Genomic DNA, 20,625 nt, shown 5'->3' with positions numbered 1-20,625 from the left:
TACGATATGAAGCTGGTCTCTGCCTGGTTGCGGATTCCGTTCTGGCAACGCGTGGTGGCAGGCTTCGCACTCGGCGCGCTGGCGGGCTGGCTGATGGGGCCGGCAGCGGAAACCTGGTTCGGACCGCTGGGCGAGCTGTACGTCACCCTGATCAAGATGATCGCCGTACCGCTGGTGTTCTTCGCGGTGATCAACGCCATCGGTTCGCTGCACGGGCAGAAGTCGGTCGCCGCGCTGGGCGGGCGTACCTTCCTGTGGTTCATCGTCACCGCCGCGCTGGCGGTATGCGTCGGGCTGGCGGTGGGCACGATCATGCAGCCGGGTACCGGCGGGCTGAAGCTGGCCGTGGACAGCGCCTACACCCCGCGCGATGTGCCGTCGGTGGCCAAGGTGCTGATGGATGTCGTGCCTTCGAACGTGTTCTACGCGCTGGCCGGCATCGGTACGCGGGTCAATGCGGCCGGCGAGACGGTGCTGGCCGCCGGGCGTGGCTCGATCCTGCCGGTGATCTTCTTCGCCGGCCTGCTCGGCTTTGCGATGGTGAAACTCGGCGAGAAGGTGACCGAGGCGCGCAAGCTGGTCGGACAGATGAGCGACATCATGATCCAGGTCACCCGCTTCGTGCTGGAAATGACGCCGCTGGGCACCTTCGGCCTGATCGCCGGGCTGGTGGGCAGCTACGGCTTCGAGAAGCTGCTGCCCCTGGGTAATTTCGTGCTGGCGCTGTACGTGGCCTGCGCGCTGCACATCCTCATCGTCTACAGCAGCCTGCTGCTGGCCCACGGGCTCAACCCGCTGAAGTTCTTCAAGGGCGCGGCGCCGGGCATGCAGGTGGCATTCGTGGCTTCCTCAAGCTTTGCGGCGATGCCGGTGGCGATGCGTTCGATCACCGACAACCTCGGCGTCAACAAGGACTACGCGTCCTTCGCGGTGCCGCTGGGCGCCAGCATCAAGATGGACGGTTGCGGCGCGATCTACCCGGCACTGTGCGCGGTGTTCATCGCCCAGTACACGGGCGTGCCGCTGACCCCGGAGCAGTACGTGGTGGTGATGATCGCCTCGGTGCTGGGCAGCTTCGGCACCGCCGGCGTACCTGGTACGGCGGTGGTGATGGCCACGGTGGTGCTGAGTGCGGCCAACCTGCCGCTGGAGGCGATCGGCTACCTGTACGCGATCGACCGCATCCTGGACATGATGCGCACCATGACCAACGTCACCGGACAGATGGTGGTGCCGGTGATCGTGGCCAAGGAAACCGGGTTGCTGGACCAGAAGGTCTATGACGCCGCGCTCAATCCGGTGGCATCCGATGCCGGTGGCAAGCCGCACGGCTGAGTGTGGCCGGGTCTCGCGGCCCTGTTGCTGCCCCTGACGATGCGCCGCGGTGAACGGCACCGGTGCCATCCTGCCGCGGCGCAGCCTGCGTTCCCCCGGCGGCTGATCGTCCAGCGCCGGAGCCGGGCGGCGTAGCACCTCCGGCTGGGCTTCGGGCCATCGCCGCCACCGGACCGGATGGGTTCCCAGGGCAAGTGGCAGGCGCGGTGCCGGGCAGTGGCACCAGCAGCCGGCTCACCTTGAAACGGCGAGGAGAAGGGATGCGCCTGTGTCATTGCGGGGGCGCGCTGCCGCCCGATGTGCGCAATGACGTCCCCGGTGTGACGCTGCAGGCATTGCTGCCCGAGCTCCGCCGTCCCGGCAACAAGCCCATAGCGCCGTTATGTTGCCGCGGCTATCAGATCAGCAACCGATGTTGCATGGCGTGTTTTCGTGTCGCTGGCCGGTAGCCGGCTGGCGCGATGGCGGGGGGAGGTGCTCGGACATGACGCGGACATACGATCCGTGCGCGGGAGGCCGCCCAGGTGCCACATGTAGCGGGCGGTTCTACGCCCGGCCTCTCCCTGGCTGCCTGCGCAGGCGGATTGGGATGTAACAGGGTGTAGCACAACGGTGTATCACTCCTGATACACCCCTCAAGCCCGCGTCCTGCCGCCATCGCGCGCCTGAATGATCGTCGAACCGGCGCCTGAAGCTGAAAACGGTGTTACAGGAAGGTAAGTTTCCCGTTTGCCCGATTCTCCGCAAGTTGCTGTTTTTATTGCCTAAATAAAGTTGGCACGGTTGCTGCGTAGTCCTGTCCGCAGATGAGATGTGGACGAGGAAATGGACAGCAACGTACATCGCTATCAGTGCATCGCCGCTTTCGCCTTGCTGGTCGCCATGCCGGTAACCGTCATGGCCTCGGGCGCCCGCCAGGGGGTCAAGGCACAGCCCGGCGAAATGGTGCTGCTGCGGGATGTCTCCGCACGGATGGCCTATCGCCCCGCGCCGCCGGGGATGGCGCTGATCGCCGAACCCTCGCCGAAGCGTGAAGTGGGAACCGCCCTGGGCGTCTCCATCGGGATGGATGAGCTTTCCGATGATGAATATGCGGCGATGGGCTCGGGCCTGACCCAGGCAGCGCCGCACCAGACCACGGTGGAACGGGTAAGCGCGACGGCGGTGACCGGCACGCTCGGACGGGCGACCGGTGACGGCGGCGTGCTTTCCGGCAATCAGCTTGGCCAGGCCATCGGTGGGCCGATGGGGGCTGTCAGCGGTGCCACGCGCGGCATTGGTGACCAGGTGCGCAGTGCATTTGCGCAGTTCCCGCTGGGTCAGCCGGCCGGCAGTGGTCCGGGCGGCAAGTGAGAGCGATGACCATGAACCGACTCGGATTTCTGCTGTTGGCGGGTGCATCGCTGGGGTTGGCCGCCCAGGCGCAGGCGCAGTCCCAGGATGACTATGCCGGAATGCTGACGTATCTGGCCAACAGCCGCATCGACGGCAATGTGCTGTCCGGCAGCAGCGGCGCGGTCGCGGTCAACATGGCCGCAGGCGATCTCAATCTGCAAGCCAATCTGCACAGCATGGCGATAGGCAAGACCGCCTTGGCGAGCGTCAGCGCCATCCAGAAACAACGGGGCAACCAGTTCGACATGCCACTGCACGCCAGCGCCACCCTGGGTGGCCAGGCGCTGGTTGGCGCGAACGGGATTGCCTCGATCAATCAGGCCAGTGGCAGCGGCAATACGGAACTCAACTCCGTAGTTGCTGTCTTGGCCGACCAGGGCATACGCGAAACGACCAATGAAGCGATGGCTTCGGCAGGCTCGTTCGCGTCGGCAGGGGGGCAGGGTACCGCCGGCGGACTGGCGTCCCCGGGAACCCGCAAGGTCGGAGTGGAAGCCTCCGCACTGCGTGGGTTCGAGGGTGTGCTGCAACTCAATCAGATCGCGGGATCGAGCAATGCCACGGAAAACCAATTGAGTATTTCCGTGCAGCCGACTCCGTGAAGCAAGGTTCCACCCACCCGTTGCAGAACCAGAAGAAGAGGGCACCATGAAAGCGAATATGAAATGGACGGTACTCGCCATGGCAGTTGCAGCACTGACCAGCAGTGCTGCGGCTTTCGCGCAGAGCGACCGCAACAACAACGACTATCCTCGTGGCGATCGGAACAGCCACAACGTCGAGGTGAGTCTGGACAAGGACATCAGTCTGAGCTCCGACATCGAATTCTGGGGCGATCCGGAAATCTGGGGCGATATCTATATCGACTCGGCCGCCATCGCATTGATCGACAACCGCCAGTCGGTGACCAACAACTCGGGTGAGAACACCCTGCTGACCAACGATGCCACCATCGCCGACGATGTCGCGATGGATGCCTCGGGCAACCTGGGCTTCAACGTTGCCGCCGGCGACAACAACACCCAGGACAACGCGGCCTCGCTGTCGGCGGCCGACGCCTCGTTCGCATTCGGCATGGCCGATGCGGAGGTCTTTGTCCACCAGAATGGTGCCAACAACGAGACCATGAACTACGGTGTGATCAACAATGCCGGCGTTGGCGGCAACGCGTTCAGTGGCGCCAGCGGCAACATCGGCGTGAACGTCACCTCCGGCAACAACAACGAGCAGAAGAACGCGCTCGCCGCCTCGGTGGCGACCAGCCGTTACGCGCAGTCCACCATCAGCTCCAACCAGGTGTCGATGGGCAACAGCGTCAGCAACGCCGGTTATGAGGAGGAACGCACCAATACCACCCAGGTCAGCCTGTCCGGCCCGGTCGCGGGTATGACGGTCGCGGTCGGTGGCGGTTCCTATAGCGGCACCGGCTCGGCGTATCAGAAAGACAACTACTATCTGGATACGTGGGATGGCGCATTGCCGCATCCGGATGGCAACGATACCGGTCATATCGACCTCGACAACGCCATCCAGAACGCCACTGCAAACCCGAACCGTCCGGGCGTGGGCGGCATCGCCTTCGATACGGAAGAAGAAGGCGAGCTGGGCTTCCTCGAGCTGGGCGCGGCGTACCTGTACGCCAACCTGAGCGGCACCGTGAACAACTCGTACACGGTCGCGGTCAATGCCACCAATACGGCAGCCCTGTCCGGCAGTGCGTTCTCCAGTGCGTCGGGCAACATCGGCGTGAACGTGTCGGCAGGTACCGGCAACCTGCAGGCCAACAGCCTCGCTCTGGCCGTGGCGCAACCGTCGACCGGCGGTGGTGGTGGCGGTGGTGGCAATCCCGGCGGCGAGTAACCCTGTCCGGTTCGCCGGTAGTAGATGGTGAGAGCAACAAACCCGGCCATCCGCCAATGGCCGGGCTACCCCGGGAGCCCCTGTCCCTCCTCCCCCTTGGGGCAGGGGCTCCTTCCTGCCATGGAGACGGTACCGGCATGATCCGCACGACAGTCGTTCTGTTGTTTGCCCTGCTGCTGCATGTCACGCCGGTACGTGCCGGCGAGGTGGGGTTCAGTGGCGTCCTGCCCAATGGCGCGCTGTATACCCAATCCATCGAGAGCATGAAGGAGCGCCGCTTCCGTTATCTGGTACGGCAACACACCGATTACAGCTGCGGTGCAGCCGCGTTGGCGACCATTCTCAAGTACGCCTATCACCTGGACGCCGATGAGGCGACGGTGATCGAAGGAATGATGGGAGTCTCCGATCCGGAACTGGTGCAGCAGCGCGGTTTTTCGATGCTGGACGTGAAGCGTTACGTGGAGTCCCTGGGAATGCGGGGGCGCGGTTACCGGGTCAGCGAGGAGCGGCTGCGCACCTTGCGCGTGCCCAGTCTGGTGCTGATGGATGTGCGGGGTTTCCGCCATTTCGTGGTGCTCAAGCAGGTGCTGGGCGACATGGTGGAAATCGGCGATCCGATCCTCGGCAACCGGGTGGTGCCGGTGGCCGACTTCCTGGAGGCATGGCCTTCGCGGACGGTGTTCGTGGTGGTTGGTAGTGACTTTGACCGCAACACGGTGCTGTTGCTCCCCAGTGAGAAGGCGAGCGCGCGCGCGCTTTACGCGCGACAGGGAAAGCCGATCACCGATGCCGAACTGGTGGATTTCGGCTTCACCCATGCCGACCTGTTTTGAAGGAGTAGGTTCATGAAAATTTGCAATCCATGCTGTGTGGGCCTGGCGCTGATGCTTGCGACATCCGCCCATGCGGCTGAATCCAAAAGCGTTGCCGGCAAAGGCCTGCAGGAGGTTCCGGATGCGGAGCTGGGTCTGATGCGCGGCCGTTACACGGTTGGAGGCAATGCGGTGGCCTGGTTCGGCGTGACGATGATATCCACCTGGCAGACGCAGACCGGCCAGACCCTGCAAGGGGCGATGAGGCTGGGTATGGATTTCACCAAGGGCAACACTCCGAAAGTCAGCTTCACCCCCACGGTGAGCATCACCGATGCCAACGCACCGTTGCCGGATACCAGTGGTCGCAGTATCGATGCGAGCGGACTGCAGAATGTCGCTGGTCTTACCCAGAGCATTCAGGTGGCCGGCGACGGCAACCGCGCCAGCAATGTCACCCACCTCAATGTCCGCAACGGCACCACCGCGCCGGATGGCTCGGGCGTGATCAATACCAGTGCGATCGCGCAGAACGGCAATGCGACCGCGCAGGTGCAGTTCGATGGCAATGCGGCCAAGTTGCTGCTGCAGGTCGACGGGCTGGGTGCGGTGGAGCAGTGGGTGCGCAGCGGCAGTGTCGGCCAGACCATCCAGTTGATGGGGGATGGGCAACTGGCGGGCAACCGGCTGCAGATCGATCTGGTCAGAAGCGCGTTGGCCGACAACGTGCCGCTCACCCAGAACGTCGCGCAGGCCATCACGCTGGCCCGCGGTTTGAACGGCGCCGGTGCATTTGGCCCGTGATTCCACTTCCAGCGTGATCGACGCTGGCAACCGAAAACCTTTCCAGGCAAGGGAGTTCACCGATGAAACGACTGGCGATGGCGGCGCTGGTGGGGGGGCTTGCACTAGGCTCGACGGAGGCTGGCGCGCAGGACGCGCCCAAGGCCAGCAACGAGGCCGATCTGAAAGCCCTGATGGGTCAGCTTGAAGCACTGAAGGCCAGTTATGCCCAGGAGGTGCGCAGGCTGCGTGAGCTGGATATGCAGGTGCAGGCGATGCAGGCGCGGATCAGCGGCAAGGCGGGCGGCATGACGGCACCCGCGGCGCCAGCAACCGACGCTGCGCCGGTCGCCGGCGCTTCTGCACCGACCGAGGGGTATGCCAGTTCGGCGGCCGAAGCGCAGGCCGCCAAAGACGCGGCCCGGCGCAGTGTCAATGACGTCAAACAGCAGCAGTCGGCGTTGTTCAACCAGAAGCTGACGCTGGAAAACAGCCTCACCTACGCACGCTATGACCGCAAACAGCTGACCTTGAACGGCTTCCTCGCGCTGGATGCGATTTTCCTGGGCAATATCGCGATCGAGAATGTCGAGTCCGATTCGCTGACCTACAATTTCGCCGCGCGCTGGGGGGTCAATCCCAAGCTCACGCTGAATCTGGATGTGCCCTACATCGCGCGTAAAACCATCTACCAGAAGGGCGGTGCGGGCGGCTCGGCTGGAGCGATCGCGCAGGAAGAAACCCATGGCGATGGCATCGGCGACGTGACCGTCAGTGCCAATTACAAGCTGTTCCCGGAAGGCCGGCGGCGTCCGGAAACCGTATTGAGTGTGGGCGTCACCGCCCCCACCGGCCGTGAACCCTATGGCCTGGACTGGAAGGTGCTGGAGCGCGACGATGATGACTTCATCCGCTTCGCGGTACCTGCGCAGCAGCCTACCGGCAACGGTGTGTGGCAGGCCAACGTGGGTCTATCGGCGGTGAAGACGGCTGATCCGGCGATCCTGTTCGGCAACATCGGCTACATCCACTCCTTCGAGCGCGGCTTCGACGACATCGACGGAAACCCCGATACGGTCAACCCGGGCGATGTGAAGCTGGGCGGCTCCTATTACTTCGGCGCGGGTGTCGCATTCGCCTTCAACGAACGTACCAGTCTGAGTATTTCCTTCAGTGATCGCATGAGCGCGCGTGCCTCGACGCGGTTCAAGGGCGGTCAATGGGTGAAAGTCATCGGCAGTGACGCCAACGCCGGAACCTTGAATCTGGGGGTCACCTACGCGCTCACCCCGCATGCGACGTTCGTCAGCATCCTGGGGATCGGCCTGACCCCGGATGCACCGGACTTCAGCCTGGCCTTCAAAGTCCCTTACATGTTGTAACCGACGGCATCAGCGCATCGTTTCCAGCGGCAGCTGGTGTTTGCGGCACAGACGGTAGATGGTGACCCGCGAGACCTTCATCAGTCTCGCGCAGGCACTGACGTTGTAGCGGCTCTGCTCGAGGCAGGACAGCAGCGTGTCCCGTTCGGCCGCGGCGCGGGCCAGATCCAGTTGCGCCCCCTCCGCTTCGGCACCCGTGGCGGTGAGTTCCAGGTCGGCACAGCTGATCAGCTCGCCCTCGGCGGTGATCGCGGCACGCTGCACGCGGTTGAGCAGTTCGCGTACGTTGCCTGGCCAGCTGAAATGGGCCATCGCATGGCGGGCGGCAGCGGTGTAGCCGCGCGCACGGATCGGATGCCGCGCGCGGAAGGCTTGCAGGAAGTGCCCGGCGAGCAATTCGATATCGCCTTCGCGCTTTCGCAAGGGAGGGATGACCAGGCGCAGGACATTGAGGCGGTAGTACAGATCGCTGCGGAATTGGCCGCGCGCCACCGCCTGCTCCAGATCCACGTGGGTGGCCGCCAGGATACGGACGTCGACGTTGATGGGCTGGTTGCTGCCGACCCGCTCGATGGTGCCCTCCTGCAGCACCCGCAACAGACTGGTCTGGGCGTCCAGCGGCAGGTCGCCCACTTCATCAAGGAACACGGTACCGGTGTGTGCGGTTTCAAACAGCCCCTGACGGCGCGAGGTGGCACCGGTGAACGCGCCACGCTCGTGGCCGAACAGTTCCGATTGCACCAGCGTGGCGGGAATGGCGCCGCAATTGATCGCATTGAAGGGTCTATCGCTGCGTTCGGACAGACGGTGCAGCGCATGCGCGGCCACCTCTTTGCCGGTACCGGTTTCGCCGGTGATCAGCACCGGCAGGTTGACTGGCGCGAATTTGCGCAAGGTCGCGCGCATGGCCAGCATCGAGGTGCTTTCGCCCAGCAGGCTGTCCAGCACGTTTTCAGCACTCTGGGAGACGGGGCTGTTACCCAGGATCTGCAGGTGCTGGACCAGCTCCTTCAGGTCCGGTGGATGCGGGAAGTGCCGTTGGCAGGCGGCCAGCAACCGGGCGGTGCAAGGTTCGCTGCCGGGAATGCCGGAAGTGATGGCCAACAGCGGCATGTGCCGGTGTTCGCTGGTGATTTTCTCGATGCGTTCCAGCTCTGACGCCGTTGTCTTGCGGAAATCGATCAGGCCGACAAGCGTGTCGCCGCCGCGCATGCCGATGTTCGCAGGTTGCTGGGGCAGTACCTCGCGGATCTGCCAGCCATCGGCAGCCAGTGCCATCCGTTCACGCATCCCCGGATGTCCGAACCAGATCACGCAGCGTTTTGGGGTAGAGACAGGTGTTGCAGCCATGCGTGGTCACCTTGCTTCTCAGGCCCACCTTATACCCCACCTGAAAACAGGCGCAATCACATTGCAGGCCTGAATAGGCGCGGTGAATTGCATGTCGCGCATTTATTTCTACCGGCTGCGCATTCACTTTTTTTTCAAAAAAAAGCCGCAGGGTGAGCTGCGGCCTTCAGAAGATGTGGCTGGAACGGCTTACAGTTCGACGCGGCGTGCCTGCATGAACTTGCCGCTCCAGTAACCGGTGAGCAGCGAATCGGTCCGTACGTCCTTGCCGGTGCTGGGGGCGTGCAGAAAACGGCCTTCACCGACATAGATGCCGACGTGGTCGATCCGGCCCTTGCGGCCGAAGAACACCAGGTCGCCGGCAACCAGGGCGGCGCGGTCCTTGATCATTTCCGAACTGGCCTGGCTGGCCATTTCACGTGACACGCGCGGCAGCTCGATGCCCAGCGCGGTGCGGAAGACATAGCCGACCAGTCCACTGCAATCGAAGCCGGCGTCCGGCGAGGTGCCACCCCAGCGGTAGGGCGTGCCCAGCAGGGTCATCGCGCGGCGCAGGATCGACTGGACCTTGCCGTCCTCGTCGCGGGCCAACGCGGCATCGGTGGCGGTGGCGACACTCTTGGAGGCGTCATAAGTGGAAAGCAGGCGGCTCAGGTCGCCGGCGAACATCGCCGAGCGGTCCATCAGCGGAATGGTGTCGTTGGCGGCCAGGTGGGGCAGCAGGGCCGCCAGTGTCGCCGTAGCCGCAGCATCGGCCTTGCTGCGCGGGGTTTCGTTCTTCGCGGCCGGCTTGGCGGCGGCGGGTTCTGCTTCGGCAGCGCTCTGGGCGAGGGCGGGAAGCGAGGTCAGGGCCAGTGCCGCGGCGCAAAACAGCCGGCGGAGCAGTGGATTCGAGTACTTGGGCTGGCTCGAGTAGGACGTGTTTTTATTCGTCACGCGGCAGTCACATAAAAAATCGATGGGCGATCATGCCCTGCCTGAGGATGCTTTTGGTACAAATTCCGTTAAATTTTCGTTTTACAGATGTTGAATTTGTTCATATTCAGTGTAGAACCCGCTTCGCGCCGCTGTAGTGGTCCCGCCAGTATGGGCCCTCCAGGGAGTCCAGCCGTACCGTGCCGCCGGTGCTGGGGGCATGCACGAACCGGCCTTCACCGACATAGATGCCCACATGCCAGACGTTGCCGCGGTCGCCGAAGAACACCAGATCGCCATTGGCCAGTTGCCGCGGATCGATCTTCGGTCCCTGGATGGCGGCCAGTTCCCGGGACGTGCGCGGCAGGTTCAATGCCAGCATGTCGCGATAGACATAGGTGACCAGGCCGCTGCAGTCGAAGCCCGATTCGGGCGTGTTGCCGCCGTAGCGGTAGGGCGTGCCGACCAGTCCCAGCGCCCGCATCAGTACCGCCGAGGTTGCGGCCGGATCGGCCGGGCGCACCGGGGAATAGCGGGATGCTGCCGGCGCCGCGTCCGGCCCGGGCGGGCTGTGGCCGCAGGCCGCCAAGGCGGTGATCGCAAGCAACAGCGCCGGCAGGCGCCACGTGTGAAAGCGGAAAACTGGCGTGATGTGCATGGAGCCTTGATAATGCGCCACCTCAGAAGGCCGTCATCATGGCGGCGCCCCCGGCGGCCGGCAAGGCCGTTCCAACACCTGCCTCGGGCAGCCAGCAGACAGAGTTAGGCATGAAGATCGAAAAAGACCGCGTTGTCCGTTTCCACTACACCGTCTCGGAAGTCGGCCAGGAGCCGATCGAGAGCTCCAAGGACCGTGATCCGCTGGCGATCCTGATCGGCCACGGCAACATCATTCCGGGCCTGGAAGCGGCGATGATGGACAAGGAAGCCGGCGAGAGCTTCGGCGTGGATGTGAAGTCGGCCGATGCCTACGGCGAGCGCCGCGAGGGCCTGACCCAGCGCGTGCCCAAGAAGCACTTCGGCAATACCCGTCTGGTGCCGGGTGCGCAGGTGATCCTGCAGACCAACTTCGGTCCGCGTGCGGTCACCGTGCAGAAGGTCGGCCTGACCGTGGTTGACGTCGACCTGAACCATCCGATGGCCGGCAAGGACCTGCACTTCGACGTGGAGATCGTGGAAGTGCGCGAAGCGGCCGAGGAAGAAGTGCAGCACGGCCACGTGCATGGCGACGGTGGTCACCAGCACTGAGTGCAGCTGCCAGTGTCATGAGATAAGGAACGGCCCGCCAACGCGGGCCGTTTTCCTGTGTGACGGGCAGGCTGCCGGCGCAACTTTCCCGCCCGCGGTCACCGGCGCCTGGGCGTTCTCCGCGGTTGATACCGGTTTGACGTTCCCAGCTGTTGCCCGGGTCGCATGATGCCGCCCACGTATGCCAGAAGGAGTCCTGAGCTTGTCCGATCTCACCTACCACCCTGTTGCACCGAACGAACGTATCGGCACGCTGGATGTGCTGCGTGGCCTGGCGCTGTTTGGCATCCTGCTGATGAACATCGAGGCCTTCAGCGGGCCGATGGATCTGTCCTTCACCGGTATCGACCAGCACTGGCAGGGGATCGACCGCTGGGCCGATGGCTTCGTCTACCTCTTCGTGCAAGGCAAATTCTTCACCCTGTTCTCGCTGCTGTTCGGTGTGGGCTTTGCGGTGATGGCGCAACGCGCCGAGACGGCAGGACGCGACTTCGCCCGGTTCTACCTGCGCCGCAGCCTGGGGCTGCTGGTGATCGGCGTGCTGCATGCGGTGCTACTGTGGTCTGGCGACATTCTGATCGCCTATGCGTTGCTGTCCTTCCTGCTGCTGGCGTTCCGGCAGGTGCCGGCGCGCTGGCTGCCGTTGTTGGGGGTTGCCAGCTATCTGGCCGCCGTGGCGTTGCTGCTGCTGATCGGGCTGGTGATGCAGTTCGTGCCCGATGACGCCAGGGCGGCAATGACCAGCGAGGCACTGGCCAGTATCGAGCGCCAGCGCCAGGCCTATGCGCACGGCGGCTATCTGGACGCGCTGCGGCAGCGTCTGCGCGATATCGGGGTGGCGATGAGCGTGTTGATGCTGGTCGGGCCCCAGGTGCTGGGCATGTTCCTGATCGGCAGCTGGTTCGCGCGCAGCGGCGCGATCATCCGCCCGGACCAGCATGCCCGCCTGTGGGCAGGCCTGCGCTGGCTGGTGCTGCCGGCCGGGCTGGCGGTGATGCTGCTGAGCGTCTACACCCTGGACTATATCGCTCCGGGCCGGTTCGACCTGCGCGTCGGAATCGCCTCGGCGCTGACCGCGATCGCCGGATTGCTGATGTGCCTGGGCTACCTGGGCTGGGGCGTGCGGCTGAGCGGGGCGTTGCACTGGCTGGCACCGGCCGGGCGCATGGCACTGAGCAACTACCTGCTGCAATCGCTGGTGTGCACGCTGGTGTTCTACGGCTACGGGCTGGGCTGGTTCGAGCAGACGGGTCGTGCCTGGCAGCTGCTGTTTGCTGTGCTGCTGTTCGGTGTGCAGGTCATCGTCAGCCACTGGTGGCTGCGGTACTTCCGCTTCGGGCCGGCGGAATGGCTGTGGCGTGCGTTCACCTATCTGCAGGTGCCGCCGCTGCGCCGGCCCCGCGACGCGGCGCAGTAGGTCGGCTGGCCGCGGATGCGCTGATGACAACGGCGGCGCCATCGGACTTGCCGCGACGTCGGTGTTGGTCGAGCTCGCGCGATCGGGATGCGTGCCGAATTCAGATCGCGTTGATGGTGCCAGACACGCGCGTCGCGGCATGCTCACGCCTGGCTCGCGGCCGCTCATGGCATGCTCCGGACCGGTGTGTGGAGTGGGAGCTGACAAGCGATGACTGACCTGACGACTGGCCGCGCGCCCGTAACCGCCCTGATCTTCCCTCATGGCGGGGGCGTGCAATGAGCGCACGCGATTTCGATGTGGTGGTGATCGGGGGGGGCTCGGGCGGATTGGCCGCCGCGTTCCGCGCCGCGTCCTATGGCGCGCGCGTGGCGATGCTCGAGCCGGGGGATCTGGGCGGCACCTGCGTCAATGTCGGCTGCGTGCCGAAAAAAGCCATGTGGCTGGCGGCGGAGCTGGCTGAGCGCATCACGCTGGCGTCGCGGCTGGGCTTCGACGTGCCGCAGAGACCGCGGGTGGACTGGCCCGAACTGGTGCGGCAGCGCCAGCAGTACATCGCCAATATCCACGTCAGCTACCAGCGCCGCCTGGACGAAACCGGCGTCACCCGCGTGCACCAGCGCGGACGGGTGATCGATGCGCACACGGTCGAATGTGCCGATGGCACCCGGCTGCGTACGCAGCACATCGTCATCGCCACCGGCGCCCAGCCGGTGCGCCCGCGTTTCCCCGGCGCGGAGCTGGGGGGGGTATCCGATGATTTCTTCGCACTGCGCCGGTGTCCGTCCCGAGTTGGAATCGTCGGTGGCGGCTATATCGCGGTGGAGCTGGCCGGCGTATTGCGCGCGCTGGGCGCCGAGGTGGTGATGCTGGTGCGCGGGCAGCGTCTGCTGGAACGCTTCGACGCCGAGCTGGCCGATCAGCTGATTGAGAACCTGCGCCTGCAGGGGGTGGAGCTGCACTTCGGCTGCCAGATCCAGCGGCTGGAGCAGGACGGTGGGCAGATCCGCGCCACCCTGGACAACGGAACGGAGCAGGCAGTGTTCGAGCAGGTGATCTTCGCTACCGGGCGGGCGCCCAACACCCGGGATCTGGGGCTGGAGCAGGCCGGTGTGGTGCTGGGTGAGAAGGGCCAGGTGGTGGTCGACGCATTCCAGACCAGTGCGGTGCCGAGCATCCACGCGGTCGGCGATGTGGCCGGGCACGTGACCTTGACGCCCGTGGCGGTGGCCGCCGCGCGCCGCTTGATGGACCGCCTGTTCGGTGGCCAGCCGCAGGCGCGGCTGGACTACGACAACGTGCCCAGCGTGGTGTTCTCGCATCCGCCGTTGGGCAGCGTGGGTCTGAGCGAGGAGGAGGCGCGCAAGCGCTTTGACAGGGTAAGCACCTACCACAGCCGGTTCCGGCCGATGCTGCAGGCGCTGGGCGAGGGCGAGCTGCGCACCGTGTTCAAGATGGTCTGCGCGGGCGAAGAGGAGAAAGTCGTCGGCATCCACCTGCTGGGTGAGAGCGCCGACGAGATCCTGCAGGGCTTTGCGGTGGCCCTGAAGGCCGGCATCACCCGGGCGCAGATGAACGACACGGTGGCCATCCACCCGACCTCGGCCGAGGAAGTGGTGCTGATGCGCTGACCATGGAGCGCTGGCCGGTTTCATGCCGCTGGACGCGGCCGGATAATGGGCCGCTCATCTCCCCCTGCGATGCTGTCGTCCCGTGACTCCTTCTTCCCCGCGCGTGACCGGATCGCCGGTTGCGGGCTTGCCATCCGCTTCCTCGCCGCTGCCAAGCAGTTCCCGTCGCGTGCTGGTCAGCGGCCTGCTGATGGCCGGCGCCGGCGCCATCATGGCCTCGGGCAAGGCGGTGATCGTCAAGCTGGCCTACCGGCATGGCGTGGATGCCACCGCATTGCTGGCGCTGCGCATGCTGGTGGCGTTTCCATTTTTCCTGGCGATGGGGATCTGGGCCGCGCGCCGCGCGTCGCCGTTGGCGCGCGGTGATCTGTGGCGGGTGGCGGTGCTGGGTTTTACCGGTTACTACCTGTCCAGCTATCTGGATTTCCTGGGCCTGAAGTACATCACCGCGACGTTGGAGCGACTGATCCTGTACTTGAGCCCGACGCTGGTGGTGCTGATCGCGCTGGTGGTGCTCAAGCAGCGGCCGACGCGGCGGCAGGTGGCGGCGCTGGCGGTGAGCTATCTGGGCGTGTTGCTGGCCTTCGGCCATGACATCCGGCTTGATGGGGCTCGCACCTTGCTCGGTTCGGCGCTGGTGTTCGCCAGTGCACTGAGTTACGCCGTCTATCTGTTCGGCAGCGGCCAGGCGGTGGCGCGGATCGGCGCGGTACGGCTGACGGCCTATGCCAGCACGGTGGCCTGCGTGCTGTGCATCGGCCAGTACCTGCTGTTCCAGCCGGTGGCGGCGCTGTGGACGTATGCGCCGCCGGTGTATGGGCTGTCGCTGCTCAACGGCACCGTGTGCACGGTGCTGCCGGTGCTGGCGATCATGGTCGGGGTCAAGCGCATCGGGTCATCGCTGGCCGCGCAGGTGAGTATGCTGGGTCCGGTTTCCACCATTGTGCTGAGTGTATGGCTGCTCGACGAACCGATGGGCCCGTGGCAGAGCGCCGGCACCTTGCTGGTGCTGGGCGGGGTGCTGCTGGTGGGCAGCGGCGTGGCGAAGAAGCAATGAGTGCGGGGCCGGCTCCGGCAGTGGGTCACGTACGGATCTACCAGGTGATCCGGCAGATTCCGTATGGGCAGGTGCTGGGCTATGGCGAGGTCGCGGCCAGGGCCGGCCTGCCGGGGCGGGCGCGGCTGGTTGCCCGCCTGCTGGGCATGAACGACGATCCGGCGCTGCCCTGGCACCGGGTGCTGCGCTCGGACGGTCGCATCGCGATGGCCGAAGGCTCGGCCGGCTGGCACGAACAGAGCCAGCGCCTGCGTGCGGAGGGTGTGGTGGTCGAGAACGGGCGGGTCAGGCGGCCGCGGCCCGCGCGCGATCTGGATGCGGCGGTCTGGGGGCCGGGCTAGACGCTGCGGCTATCATGTCGGCAATTCCAATGGATGCCGACATGTTTTCCCGACTGCCTACCATTACCCGGGCGCTGCTGATCGCCAATGTGGTGCTGTTCTTCCTGCAGCAGCCGTTCCTGCTGGGGAACGACACCTTCGCTCCGTTCATGCTGTGGCCGCTCAGCGAGCACGGCTTTGATGCGTTCTCGCCGGGGCAGAACTTCCAGCCGTGGCAGCTGCTGACCTACGGCTTCCTGCACGGCAGCTTCGGCCATCTGTTCTTCAATATGCTCGCGCTTTTCATGTTCGGTGCGCCGCTGGAGCAGACCTGGGGCGAAAAGCGCTTCCTGACCTATTACCTGGTGACGGTGGCCGGCGCCGGTGTCTGCCAGCTGCTGGTGGCCGCGCTGATGGGTGAGGGCGCTCCGGTGCTGGGTGCCTCGGGCGGGGTGTTCGGGCTGCTGCTGGCGTTCGGCATGCTGTTCCCGAACCAGCGGGTGATGCTGCTGTTCCCGCCGATTCCGATGAAGGCGCGGACCTTCGTGATCGTGTTCGGCGCCATGGAGCTGATGCTCGGCTTCACCGGCTGGCAGCCGGGCGTGGCCCACTTCGCGCATCTGGGCGGCATGCTGTTCGGCTGGCTGCTGATCCGTTACTGGCGCGGGCAGCCGCCGTTCAAGCCGCGCGGGGGCGGCGGCAGCGGGCGGCCGAACCACCTGCGGCGGGTGAAGTAGGTCCGATCGAGGGCAAAGAAAAAGGCGCGGATTCCGCGCCTTTTTCATGTCCCGCATCAGCCGGCGGTCAACGCCAGATCCTGATCTGCTCGGCGTCGGTACGCTGCATCGGCTGGCCCGGCTTGCAGCTGAAGCTGGCGCCGAAGGCCGGCAGGTTGGACAGCGGCGCGTTGCTGCGCCAGCGGCCCGGCGCATGCACATCGCTGGCCAGACGCTGCACCGCCTCGTTGGGCGAGAGCTGCGCCGGCCACAGGCCCGCCCACGCCTTGAAGAAGGCCTGCCTGTCGGCCGGCTTGGCATCGGGCTGCGCGGCGCTGAAGGCTTCCCAGGCGATCTCCACCCCCGAGATGTCGGCCATGTTCTCGTCACGGGTCAGCTGGCCGTTGACCTTGGCATCCTTCACGCCCGGGAACGGATAGGCGCTGTACTGGGCGGCGACGCGGTTGCCGATCAGTGTCCAGGCGGTCTTGTCGGCCGGCGTCCACCAGCTGCGCAGCTCGCCCCGGGCATCGATCAGCGCACCCTTGGCATCGACGGCACGGCTGATCTCGTGGGCCACCAGCGCACCGTAGGCACCGAACTTCTCCGCGGTGCTGGCCTTGTCGACGAAGATCGGCCCCTGCAGCGCGGCGGCGGTGACGATCAGGCGGTTCTGCGCCAGGTCGTAGTTGATCGCCGGCTGCTGCGGCAGCACGTCCCAGCGACGGTCGGCGTTGCCCTTGCCGATACGCTTCATTTCCTGGCCGTGGCGCCAGGTCGAGGCGATCAGCATGTTGCCGCCGAAGCTGCCGCGGCCCATCGGCTGCACGGTGTAGTCCAGATCGCGCAGCGGGGTGCCGATCTCGATCTTCAGTGCGGCCAGCTTGGCTTCGGCTTCGGCCTTGGCTTCAGCGCTGAGCCATGTGCTGCGCTTGACGGCGGCCAGCTGCGCCTCGCGGATCTGGTCGACCATCACCCCGGCCTGGCGGCGGGCATCGCGGCTGAGGTAGGTGGCGGCGTACTCGTGGCCGAGCATCGGGCCGGCGGCGACGTTGATGGCGTCCAGCACCGCATCGGCGCGGGCCGGGGCGATGGTCTGCCCACGCAGCACGCGGCCACGGAACTCGAACGAAGCGTCGCGGAAGCCCTTGGACAGGTAGGGGGCCATCGCATCGCCCACGCGCCAGCGCAGGTAGGCCTTCCACTGCGCGGCCGGCAGCCGCGCGACCATGCCGTTGAGCTGCTGGAACAGGGCCGGATCGGCCATCGACACCAGGTCGTCGTTGACGCCCTGCGCCTTGAGGAATGCGTCCAGCTGCAGGTTGCGGTAGCGGCCCAGGTCCTTGGTCGGGACCGGCGCGTAGTTGTTGAACGGGTTGTTGATGTCGGCTACCGGCTGCGCGCTGCGCGCCAGCTCGGTTTCCAGCGCGATGACCTGCGCCGACTCGGCGTCGAGCTGGTTGGCCGGGGTGCCGGTCAGCGCCAGGATCTGCTTCACATAGGCACGGTAGCGGCCCATCAGCGCGACGGTGTCGGCATCGGTGCGGGTGTAGAACGCCGGGTCCGGCAGACCCATGCCGCCCTGCATGAAGTAGCCGATGTGGCGGTCCAGCGCCTTCAGGTCCACGTCCGGGGCGAAATTGAAGGCCACCGGAATGCCGACCTGGTGCAGCGCGGCGATCGAGGCCGGCACATCCTTGGCCTTCTTGATGGCGTTGATGCGGGTCAGCAGCGGCGCGATCGGCTTGGAGCCGTCGGCTTCCACCGCCGCCTCATCCAGGCCGCTGGCCCAGAAATCGCCCAGCAGTTTCTGCACGTTGCCCTGCGGGGCATTCATCGCGCGATCAAGCAGCTGGCGCTGCTGGAGACGGGTGTTGCCGGCCAGCTGGCCCAGCGCGGTGACCGCGCCGGTCTGCGGCACCGGATTGGCCTTGAGCCAGTCGGCGTTGGCCACTTCGTAGAAATCGGTACAGGCGGCACTGGCCGCCGGGGCCCGGGCGGGAGCTTTCTTGCGGGCGGCCTCGGCATCGGAGCTGGACAGCACGGTGACCAGGCTCAAGGCCAGGGCAAGCGAAAGCGGGCGAACGTTGGGCATGTGATGCATATCCGCGGAAGGACAAAGTGGGCGGAGTTTAGCAAGCCGTGGCAAGGCCGAGGGAGCGCCATCGCCGCGTTGTGCGACCCGCGTCCTGAAGCGGCGGCGTGGCGATCGGAGATAAAAGAAGGCCCGGCAATGCCGGGCCTTCGGGTGTCACCTCACGGCGTGGCCGCGATTACCAGATCACCACCTGCTTGTCGCCGGTGCGGACCATCGGCGAACCGGCCTTGCACTGGAACGCGGCGGCGAAGGTCGGCAGGTTCGATGGCGCGCCCATCGCGCGGAACTGTGCCGGGGCGTGCGGATCGGTAGCCAGGCGGACCTTGGCGTTCTCCGGGGTGTACTTGGTACGCCACACGGTGGCCCAGTTGGCGAAGAAGCGCTGATCGCGGGTCAGCCCCTCCACCTTCGGATCCTCCTTGCCGGCCGTGGCCTTCTGCAGGGCGTCGTAGGCCGTGGCCAGACCGCCGAGGTCGGCGATGTTCTCGCCCAGGGTCAGCTTGCCGTTGACGTTCTGCTCGCCCACCTTGTACTCGTTGAACTGGTTGACCAGCTTGCCGGTGCGGCTGGAGAAACCCTTGGCGTCGGCCGGGGTCCACCAGTTCTCGAAGTTGCCGGTCGGCCCGAAGCGGCTGCCCTGGTCGTCGTAGCCGTGGGTCATCTCGTGGCCGATCACCGCGCCGATGCCGCCGTAGTTCAGTGCATCGTCGGCGTTCGGATCGAAGAACGGCGGCTGCAGGATGGCGGCCGGGAACACGATCTCGTTCTGCAGCGGGTTGTAGTAGGCGTTGACCATCTGCGGGGTCATGCCCCACTCGGTCTTGTCCACCGGCTGGCCGATCTTGCCCAGCGCCCACTTGTAGTTGAAGGCGTTGGCCGCGCGGACGTTGCCCAGGTAATCGTCGTGGGTGGTGTTCAGGCCCGACCAGTCACGCCACTTGTCCGGGTAGCCGATCTTCGGGGTGAAGGTTTCCCACTTGGCGATGGCCTTGGCCTTGGTCTCGTCGCTCATCCACGCCAGATTCTGGATGCGGTCCTTCAGCGCGTCGGCCAGGTTCTTCACCAGCACTTCCATCTTGGCCTTGGCTTCGGGCGAGAAGGCGACCTTGACGTACATCTGGCCGAAGGCTTCACCGGCGTTGTTTTCCAGCGTGCCCAGCACCTGCTTCCAGCGCGGCTTGATTTCCTTCTGGCCGTTGAGTTCCTTGCCGTAGAACGCGTAGTTCTGCTGCACGAAATCGTTGCTCAGGTAGGGCGATGCGCTGTCCACGGTGTGGAAGCGCAGGTAGGCGCGCCACACGGCCGGATCGGTATCGCCGAGCATCTTGCTCACTTCCTGGTGGAAGGCCGGCATGGCCAGCGAGAACGTCGCCGGCGCGGCGATGCCCTGGGCCTGGAAGAAGGCGCTCCAGCTGAAGTTCGGGGTCAGCTTGTCGGCGTCGGCCACGGTGACCGGGTTGTAATACAGCGACACGTCACGCGACAGCTCGACGCTGGACTTGGACGCCTTGGCCAGCCGGGTCTCGAACTTGATCACGTCCTCGGCCTGCTTGGCGGCGTCGGCCGCCGGCACGCCGGCCAGCTCCAGCACCTTGGCCACGTGGTCCTGGTAGGCCTTGAGCTTGTCGGCCTTGCCGGCCTCGGTGTAGTAGGTGGTATCCGGCAGGCCCAGGCCGCCCTGGCTGGCGTAGGCCATGTTCATGGTCGAATTCTTGAAGTCCGCCTCCGGGCCGAAGCCGAACAGCATGTTCTCGCCCTTGGCCGCGCTGCTGCGCAGGTAGTTGGCGATGGCGGCGGTATCGGTCAACGCATCGATCGCGGCCAGGTCGGCCTTCAGCGGGGTGATGCCCAGCGCATTGATCTTGGCTTCGTCCATGCCCGAGGCCCAGAAGTCACCGACGATCTTTTCGATGCCGGTGGCGTTCTTCATCGCCGCGGCCTGCTCGGCCAACTGGTGCTGCACGGCCACCGAGCGCTCGTCCAGGATGGTGAAGGCGCCCCAGCTGGTGCGGTCGGCCGGAATCTCGTTGGCATTGAGCCACTTGTCATTCACGTAGCCGCCGAAATCGGTGCAGGCGTCCTTGCTGGGATCCAGATCCGCGGCGCTGAAGGCGTTGTAGGCCGGCAGCTTGGATTCGTCCAGCTTCAGTTCGGTGGCGGCAGCGGCCGGCGCGGCGGCCGGAGCAACCGGGGTTTCTTCTTTCTTGCAGCCGACCAGCACGGCCGACACGGCCAGGGTCAGCAGTAGGATCTGCGGTTTGCGAGCGATCACGGGATAGGCCTCCAGGCCGGTTTCGGAGCAC

At 65.6% G+C, this 20,625-nt stretch carries 18 protein-coding genes; 13 read left to right on the top strand and 5 right to left on the bottom strand.

The features are described 5' to 3' along the window. Positions 1 to 6: 6 nt before the first annotated feature. The 7 genes from ARC78_RS00460 to ARC78_RS00430 all read left to right on the top strand — a co-directional run bounded on the left by ARC78_RS00460 (position 7) and on the right by ARC78_RS00430 (position 7,570). A complete protein-coding gene (locus ARC78_RS00460; RefSeq protein WP_054659707.1) occupies positions 7 to 1,335 on the top strand; it encodes a dicarboxylate/amino acid:cation symporter in 1,329 nt (442 codons plus the stop codon). Positions 1,336 to 2,160: 825 nt separating this feature from the next. Continuing rightward, a complete protein-coding gene (locus ARC78_RS00455) occupies positions 2,161 to 2,688 on the top strand; it encodes a hypothetical protein (RefSeq protein ID WP_054658639.1) in 528 nt (175 codons plus the stop codon). A gap of 11 nt (positions 2,689 to 2,699) precedes the next feature. Then, complete coding sequence (locus ARC78_RS00450) at positions 2,700 to 3,332, top strand: hypothetical protein (protein ID WP_057505501.1); 633 nt, start codon at positions 2,700 to 2,702, stop codon at positions 3,330 to 3,332. Positions 3,333 to 3,378: 46 nt separating this feature from the next. Beyond that, entirely contained in the window at positions 3,379 to 4,590 is a 1,212-nt protein-coding gene (locus ARC78_RS00445; protein ID WP_054658629.1) for a hypothetical protein, read from the top strand. Between the two features lie 137 nt (positions 4,591 to 4,727). After that, positions 4,728 to 5,426 (top strand): C39 family peptidase, encoded by a 699-nt coding sequence (locus ARC78_RS00440; protein WP_054658631.1) that lies wholly within the window; start codon positions 4,728 to 4,730, stop codon positions 5,424 to 5,426. 12 nt (positions 5,427 to 5,438) lie between these two features. Next, positions 5,439 to 6,209, top strand: a complete 771-nt coding sequence (locus tag ARC78_RS00435) for a hypothetical protein (protein WP_054658633.1) — start codon at positions 5,439 to 5,441, stop codon at positions 6,207 to 6,209. A gap of 62 nt (positions 6,210 to 6,271) precedes the next feature. Continuing rightward, complete coding sequence (locus tag ARC78_RS00430) at positions 6,272 to 7,570, top strand: transporter (protein ID WP_241772607.1); 1,299 nt, start codon at positions 6,272 to 6,274, stop codon at positions 7,568 to 7,570. Positions 7,571 to 7,579: 9 nt separating this feature from the next. On the opposite strand, the gene ARC78_RS00425 is transcribed toward ARC78_RS00430, so the two are convergent. The 3 genes from ARC78_RS00425 to ARC78_RS00415 form a co-directional block, all read right to left on the bottom strand. Continuing rightward, the gene (locus ARC78_RS00425; protein ID WP_054658635.1) at positions 7,580 to 8,920 is read right to left on the bottom strand and encodes a sigma-54 interaction domain-containing protein; all 1,341 of its coding nucleotides are present in this window, start codon (positions 8,918 to 8,920) and stop codon (positions 7,580 to 7,582) included. Between the two features lie 189 nt (positions 8,921 to 9,109). Further along, positions 9,110 to 9,856 (bottom strand): C40 family peptidase, encoded by a 747-nt coding sequence (locus tag ARC78_RS00420; RefSeq protein WP_083468449.1) that lies wholly within the window; start codon positions 9,854 to 9,856, stop codon positions 9,110 to 9,112. Positions 9,857 to 9,962: 106 nt separating this feature from the next. Further along, positions 9,963 to 10,493, bottom strand: a complete 531-nt coding sequence (locus ARC78_RS00415) for a C40 family peptidase (RefSeq protein ID WP_057505487.1) — start codon at positions 10,491 to 10,493, stop codon at positions 9,963 to 9,965. A gap of 110 nt (positions 10,494 to 10,603) precedes the next feature. On the opposite strand from ARC78_RS00415, the gene ARC78_RS00410 reads away from it, so the two are divergent. The 6 genes from ARC78_RS00410 to ARC78_RS00385 all read left to right on the top strand — a co-directional run bounded on the left by ARC78_RS00410 (position 10,604) and on the right by ARC78_RS00385 (position 16,245). Beyond that, positions 10,604 to 11,083 (top strand): FKBP-type peptidyl-prolyl cis-trans isomerase, encoded by a 480-nt coding sequence (locus ARC78_RS00410; protein ID WP_054660744.1) that lies wholly within the window; start codon positions 10,604 to 10,606, stop codon positions 11,081 to 11,083. Positions 11,084 to 11,264: 181 nt separating this feature from the next. Next, positions 11,265 to 12,500: a DUF418 domain-containing protein gene (locus ARC78_RS00405; RefSeq protein ID WP_057505486.1), complete on the top strand. Its 1,236-nt coding sequence runs from the start codon at positions 11,265 to 11,267 to the stop codon at positions 12,498 to 12,500. A gap of 278 nt (positions 12,501 to 12,778) precedes the next feature. After that, positions 12,779 to 14,131: a glutathione-disulfide reductase gene (gene gorA / locus ARC78_RS00400; protein ID WP_054660277.1), complete on the top strand. Its 1,353-nt coding sequence runs from the start codon at positions 12,779 to 12,781 to the stop codon at positions 14,129 to 14,131. Between the two features lie 127 nt (positions 14,132 to 14,258). After that, complete coding sequence (locus ARC78_RS00395) at positions 14,259 to 15,188, top strand: DMT family transporter (RefSeq protein WP_054660279.1); 930 nt, start codon at positions 14,259 to 14,261, stop codon at positions 15,186 to 15,188. Continuing rightward, a complete protein-coding gene (locus ARC78_RS00390; RefSeq protein ID WP_199398877.1) occupies positions 15,185 to 15,529 on the top strand; it encodes an MGMT family protein in 345 nt (114 codons plus the stop codon). Before ARC78_RS00395 ends, ARC78_RS00390 begins: the two co-directional genes overlap by 4 nt. 41 nt (positions 15,530 to 15,570) lie before the next feature. Then, entirely contained in the window at positions 15,571 to 16,245 is a 675-nt protein-coding gene (locus tag ARC78_RS00385; protein WP_054657689.1) for a rhomboid family intramembrane serine protease, read from the top strand. A gap of 67 nt (positions 16,246 to 16,312) precedes the next feature. Here the strand turns inward: ARC78_RS00385 and ARC78_RS00380 are convergent, their stop codons facing one another. Together ARC78_RS00380 and ARC78_RS00375 are read right to left on the bottom strand one after the other, a co-directional pair. After that, entirely contained in the window at positions 16,313 to 18,319 is a 2,007-nt protein-coding gene (locus tag ARC78_RS00380; RefSeq protein WP_054657675.1) for a M13-type metalloendopeptidase, read from the bottom strand. 178 nt (positions 18,320 to 18,497) lie between these two features. Beyond that, complete coding sequence (locus tag ARC78_RS00375; protein ID WP_199398878.1) at positions 18,498 to 20,591, bottom strand: M13 family metallopeptidase; 2,094 nt, start codon at positions 20,589 to 20,591, stop codon at positions 18,498 to 18,500. Between the last annotated feature and the right edge of the window lie 34 nt (positions 20,592 to 20,625).

Source organism: Stenotrophomonas pictorum JCM 9942 (assembly GCF_001431585.1).
GTDB lineage: Bacteria > Pseudomonadota > Gammaproteobacteria > Xanthomonadales > Xanthomonadaceae > Stenotrophomonas > Stenotrophomonas pictorum.
The sequence above is the reverse complement of the archived record's forward strand: the minus strand, read 5'-3'. Positions and strand labels throughout refer to the sequence as shown.

Excerpts from the sequence above, each read along its gene's own strand:
- ARC78_RS00410 (WP_054660744.1), top strand. The coding sequence starts at position 10,604 with ATGAAGATCGAAAAAGACCGCGTTGTCCGTTTCCACTACACCGTCTCG.
- ARC78_RS00440 (WP_054658631.1), top strand. The coding sequence starts at position 4,728 with ATGATCCGCACGACAGTCGTTCTGTTGTTTGCCCTGCTGCTGCATGTC.
- ARC78_RS00425 (WP_054658635.1), bottom strand. The coding sequence starts at position 8,920 with ATGGCTGCAACACCTGTCTCTACCCCAAAACGCTGCGTGATCTGGTTC.
- gorA (WP_054660277.1), top strand. The coding sequence starts at position 12,779 with ATGAGCGCACGCGATTTCGATGTGGTGGTGATCGGGGGGGGCTCGGGC.
- ARC78_RS00460 (WP_054659707.1), top strand. The coding sequence starts at position 7 with ATGAAGCTGGTCTCTGCCTGGTTGCGGATTCCGTTCTGGCAACGCGTG.
- ARC78_RS00385 (WP_054657689.1), top strand. The coding sequence starts at position 15,571 with ATGTTTTCCCGACTGCCTACCATTACCCGGGCGCTGCTGATCGCCAAT.
- ARC78_RS00380 (WP_054657675.1), bottom strand. The coding sequence starts at position 18,319 with ATGCCCAACGTTCGCCCGCTTTCGCTTGCCCTGGCCTTGAGCCTGGTC.
- ARC78_RS00390 (WP_199398877.1), top strand. The coding sequence starts at position 15,185 with ATGAGTGCGGGGCCGGCTCCGGCAGTGGGTCACGTACGGATCTACCAG.
- ARC78_RS00415 (WP_057505487.1), bottom strand. The coding sequence starts at position 10,493 with ATGCACATCACGCCAGTTTTCCGCTTTCACACGTGGCGCCTGCCGGCG.
- ARC78_RS00455 (WP_054658639.1), top strand. The coding sequence starts at position 2,161 with ATGGACAGCAACGTACATCGCTATCAGTGCATCGCCGCTTTCGCCTTG.
- ARC78_RS00435 (WP_054658633.1), top strand. The coding sequence starts at position 5,439 with ATGAAAATTTGCAATCCATGCTGTGTGGGCCTGGCGCTGATGCTTGCG.
- ARC78_RS00445 (WP_054658629.1), top strand. The coding sequence starts at position 3,379 with ATGAAAGCGAATATGAAATGGACGGTACTCGCCATGGCAGTTGCAGCA.
- ARC78_RS00430 (WP_241772607.1), top strand. The coding sequence starts at position 6,272 with ATGAAACGACTGGCGATGGCGGCGCTGGTGGGGGGGCTTGCACTAGGC.
- ARC78_RS00450 (WP_057505501.1), top strand. The coding sequence starts at position 2,700 with ATGAACCGACTCGGATTTCTGCTGTTGGCGGGTGCATCGCTGGGGTTG.
- ARC78_RS00405 (WP_057505486.1), top strand. The coding sequence starts at position 11,265 with ATGCCAGAAGGAGTCCTGAGCTTGTCCGATCTCACCTACCACCCTGTT.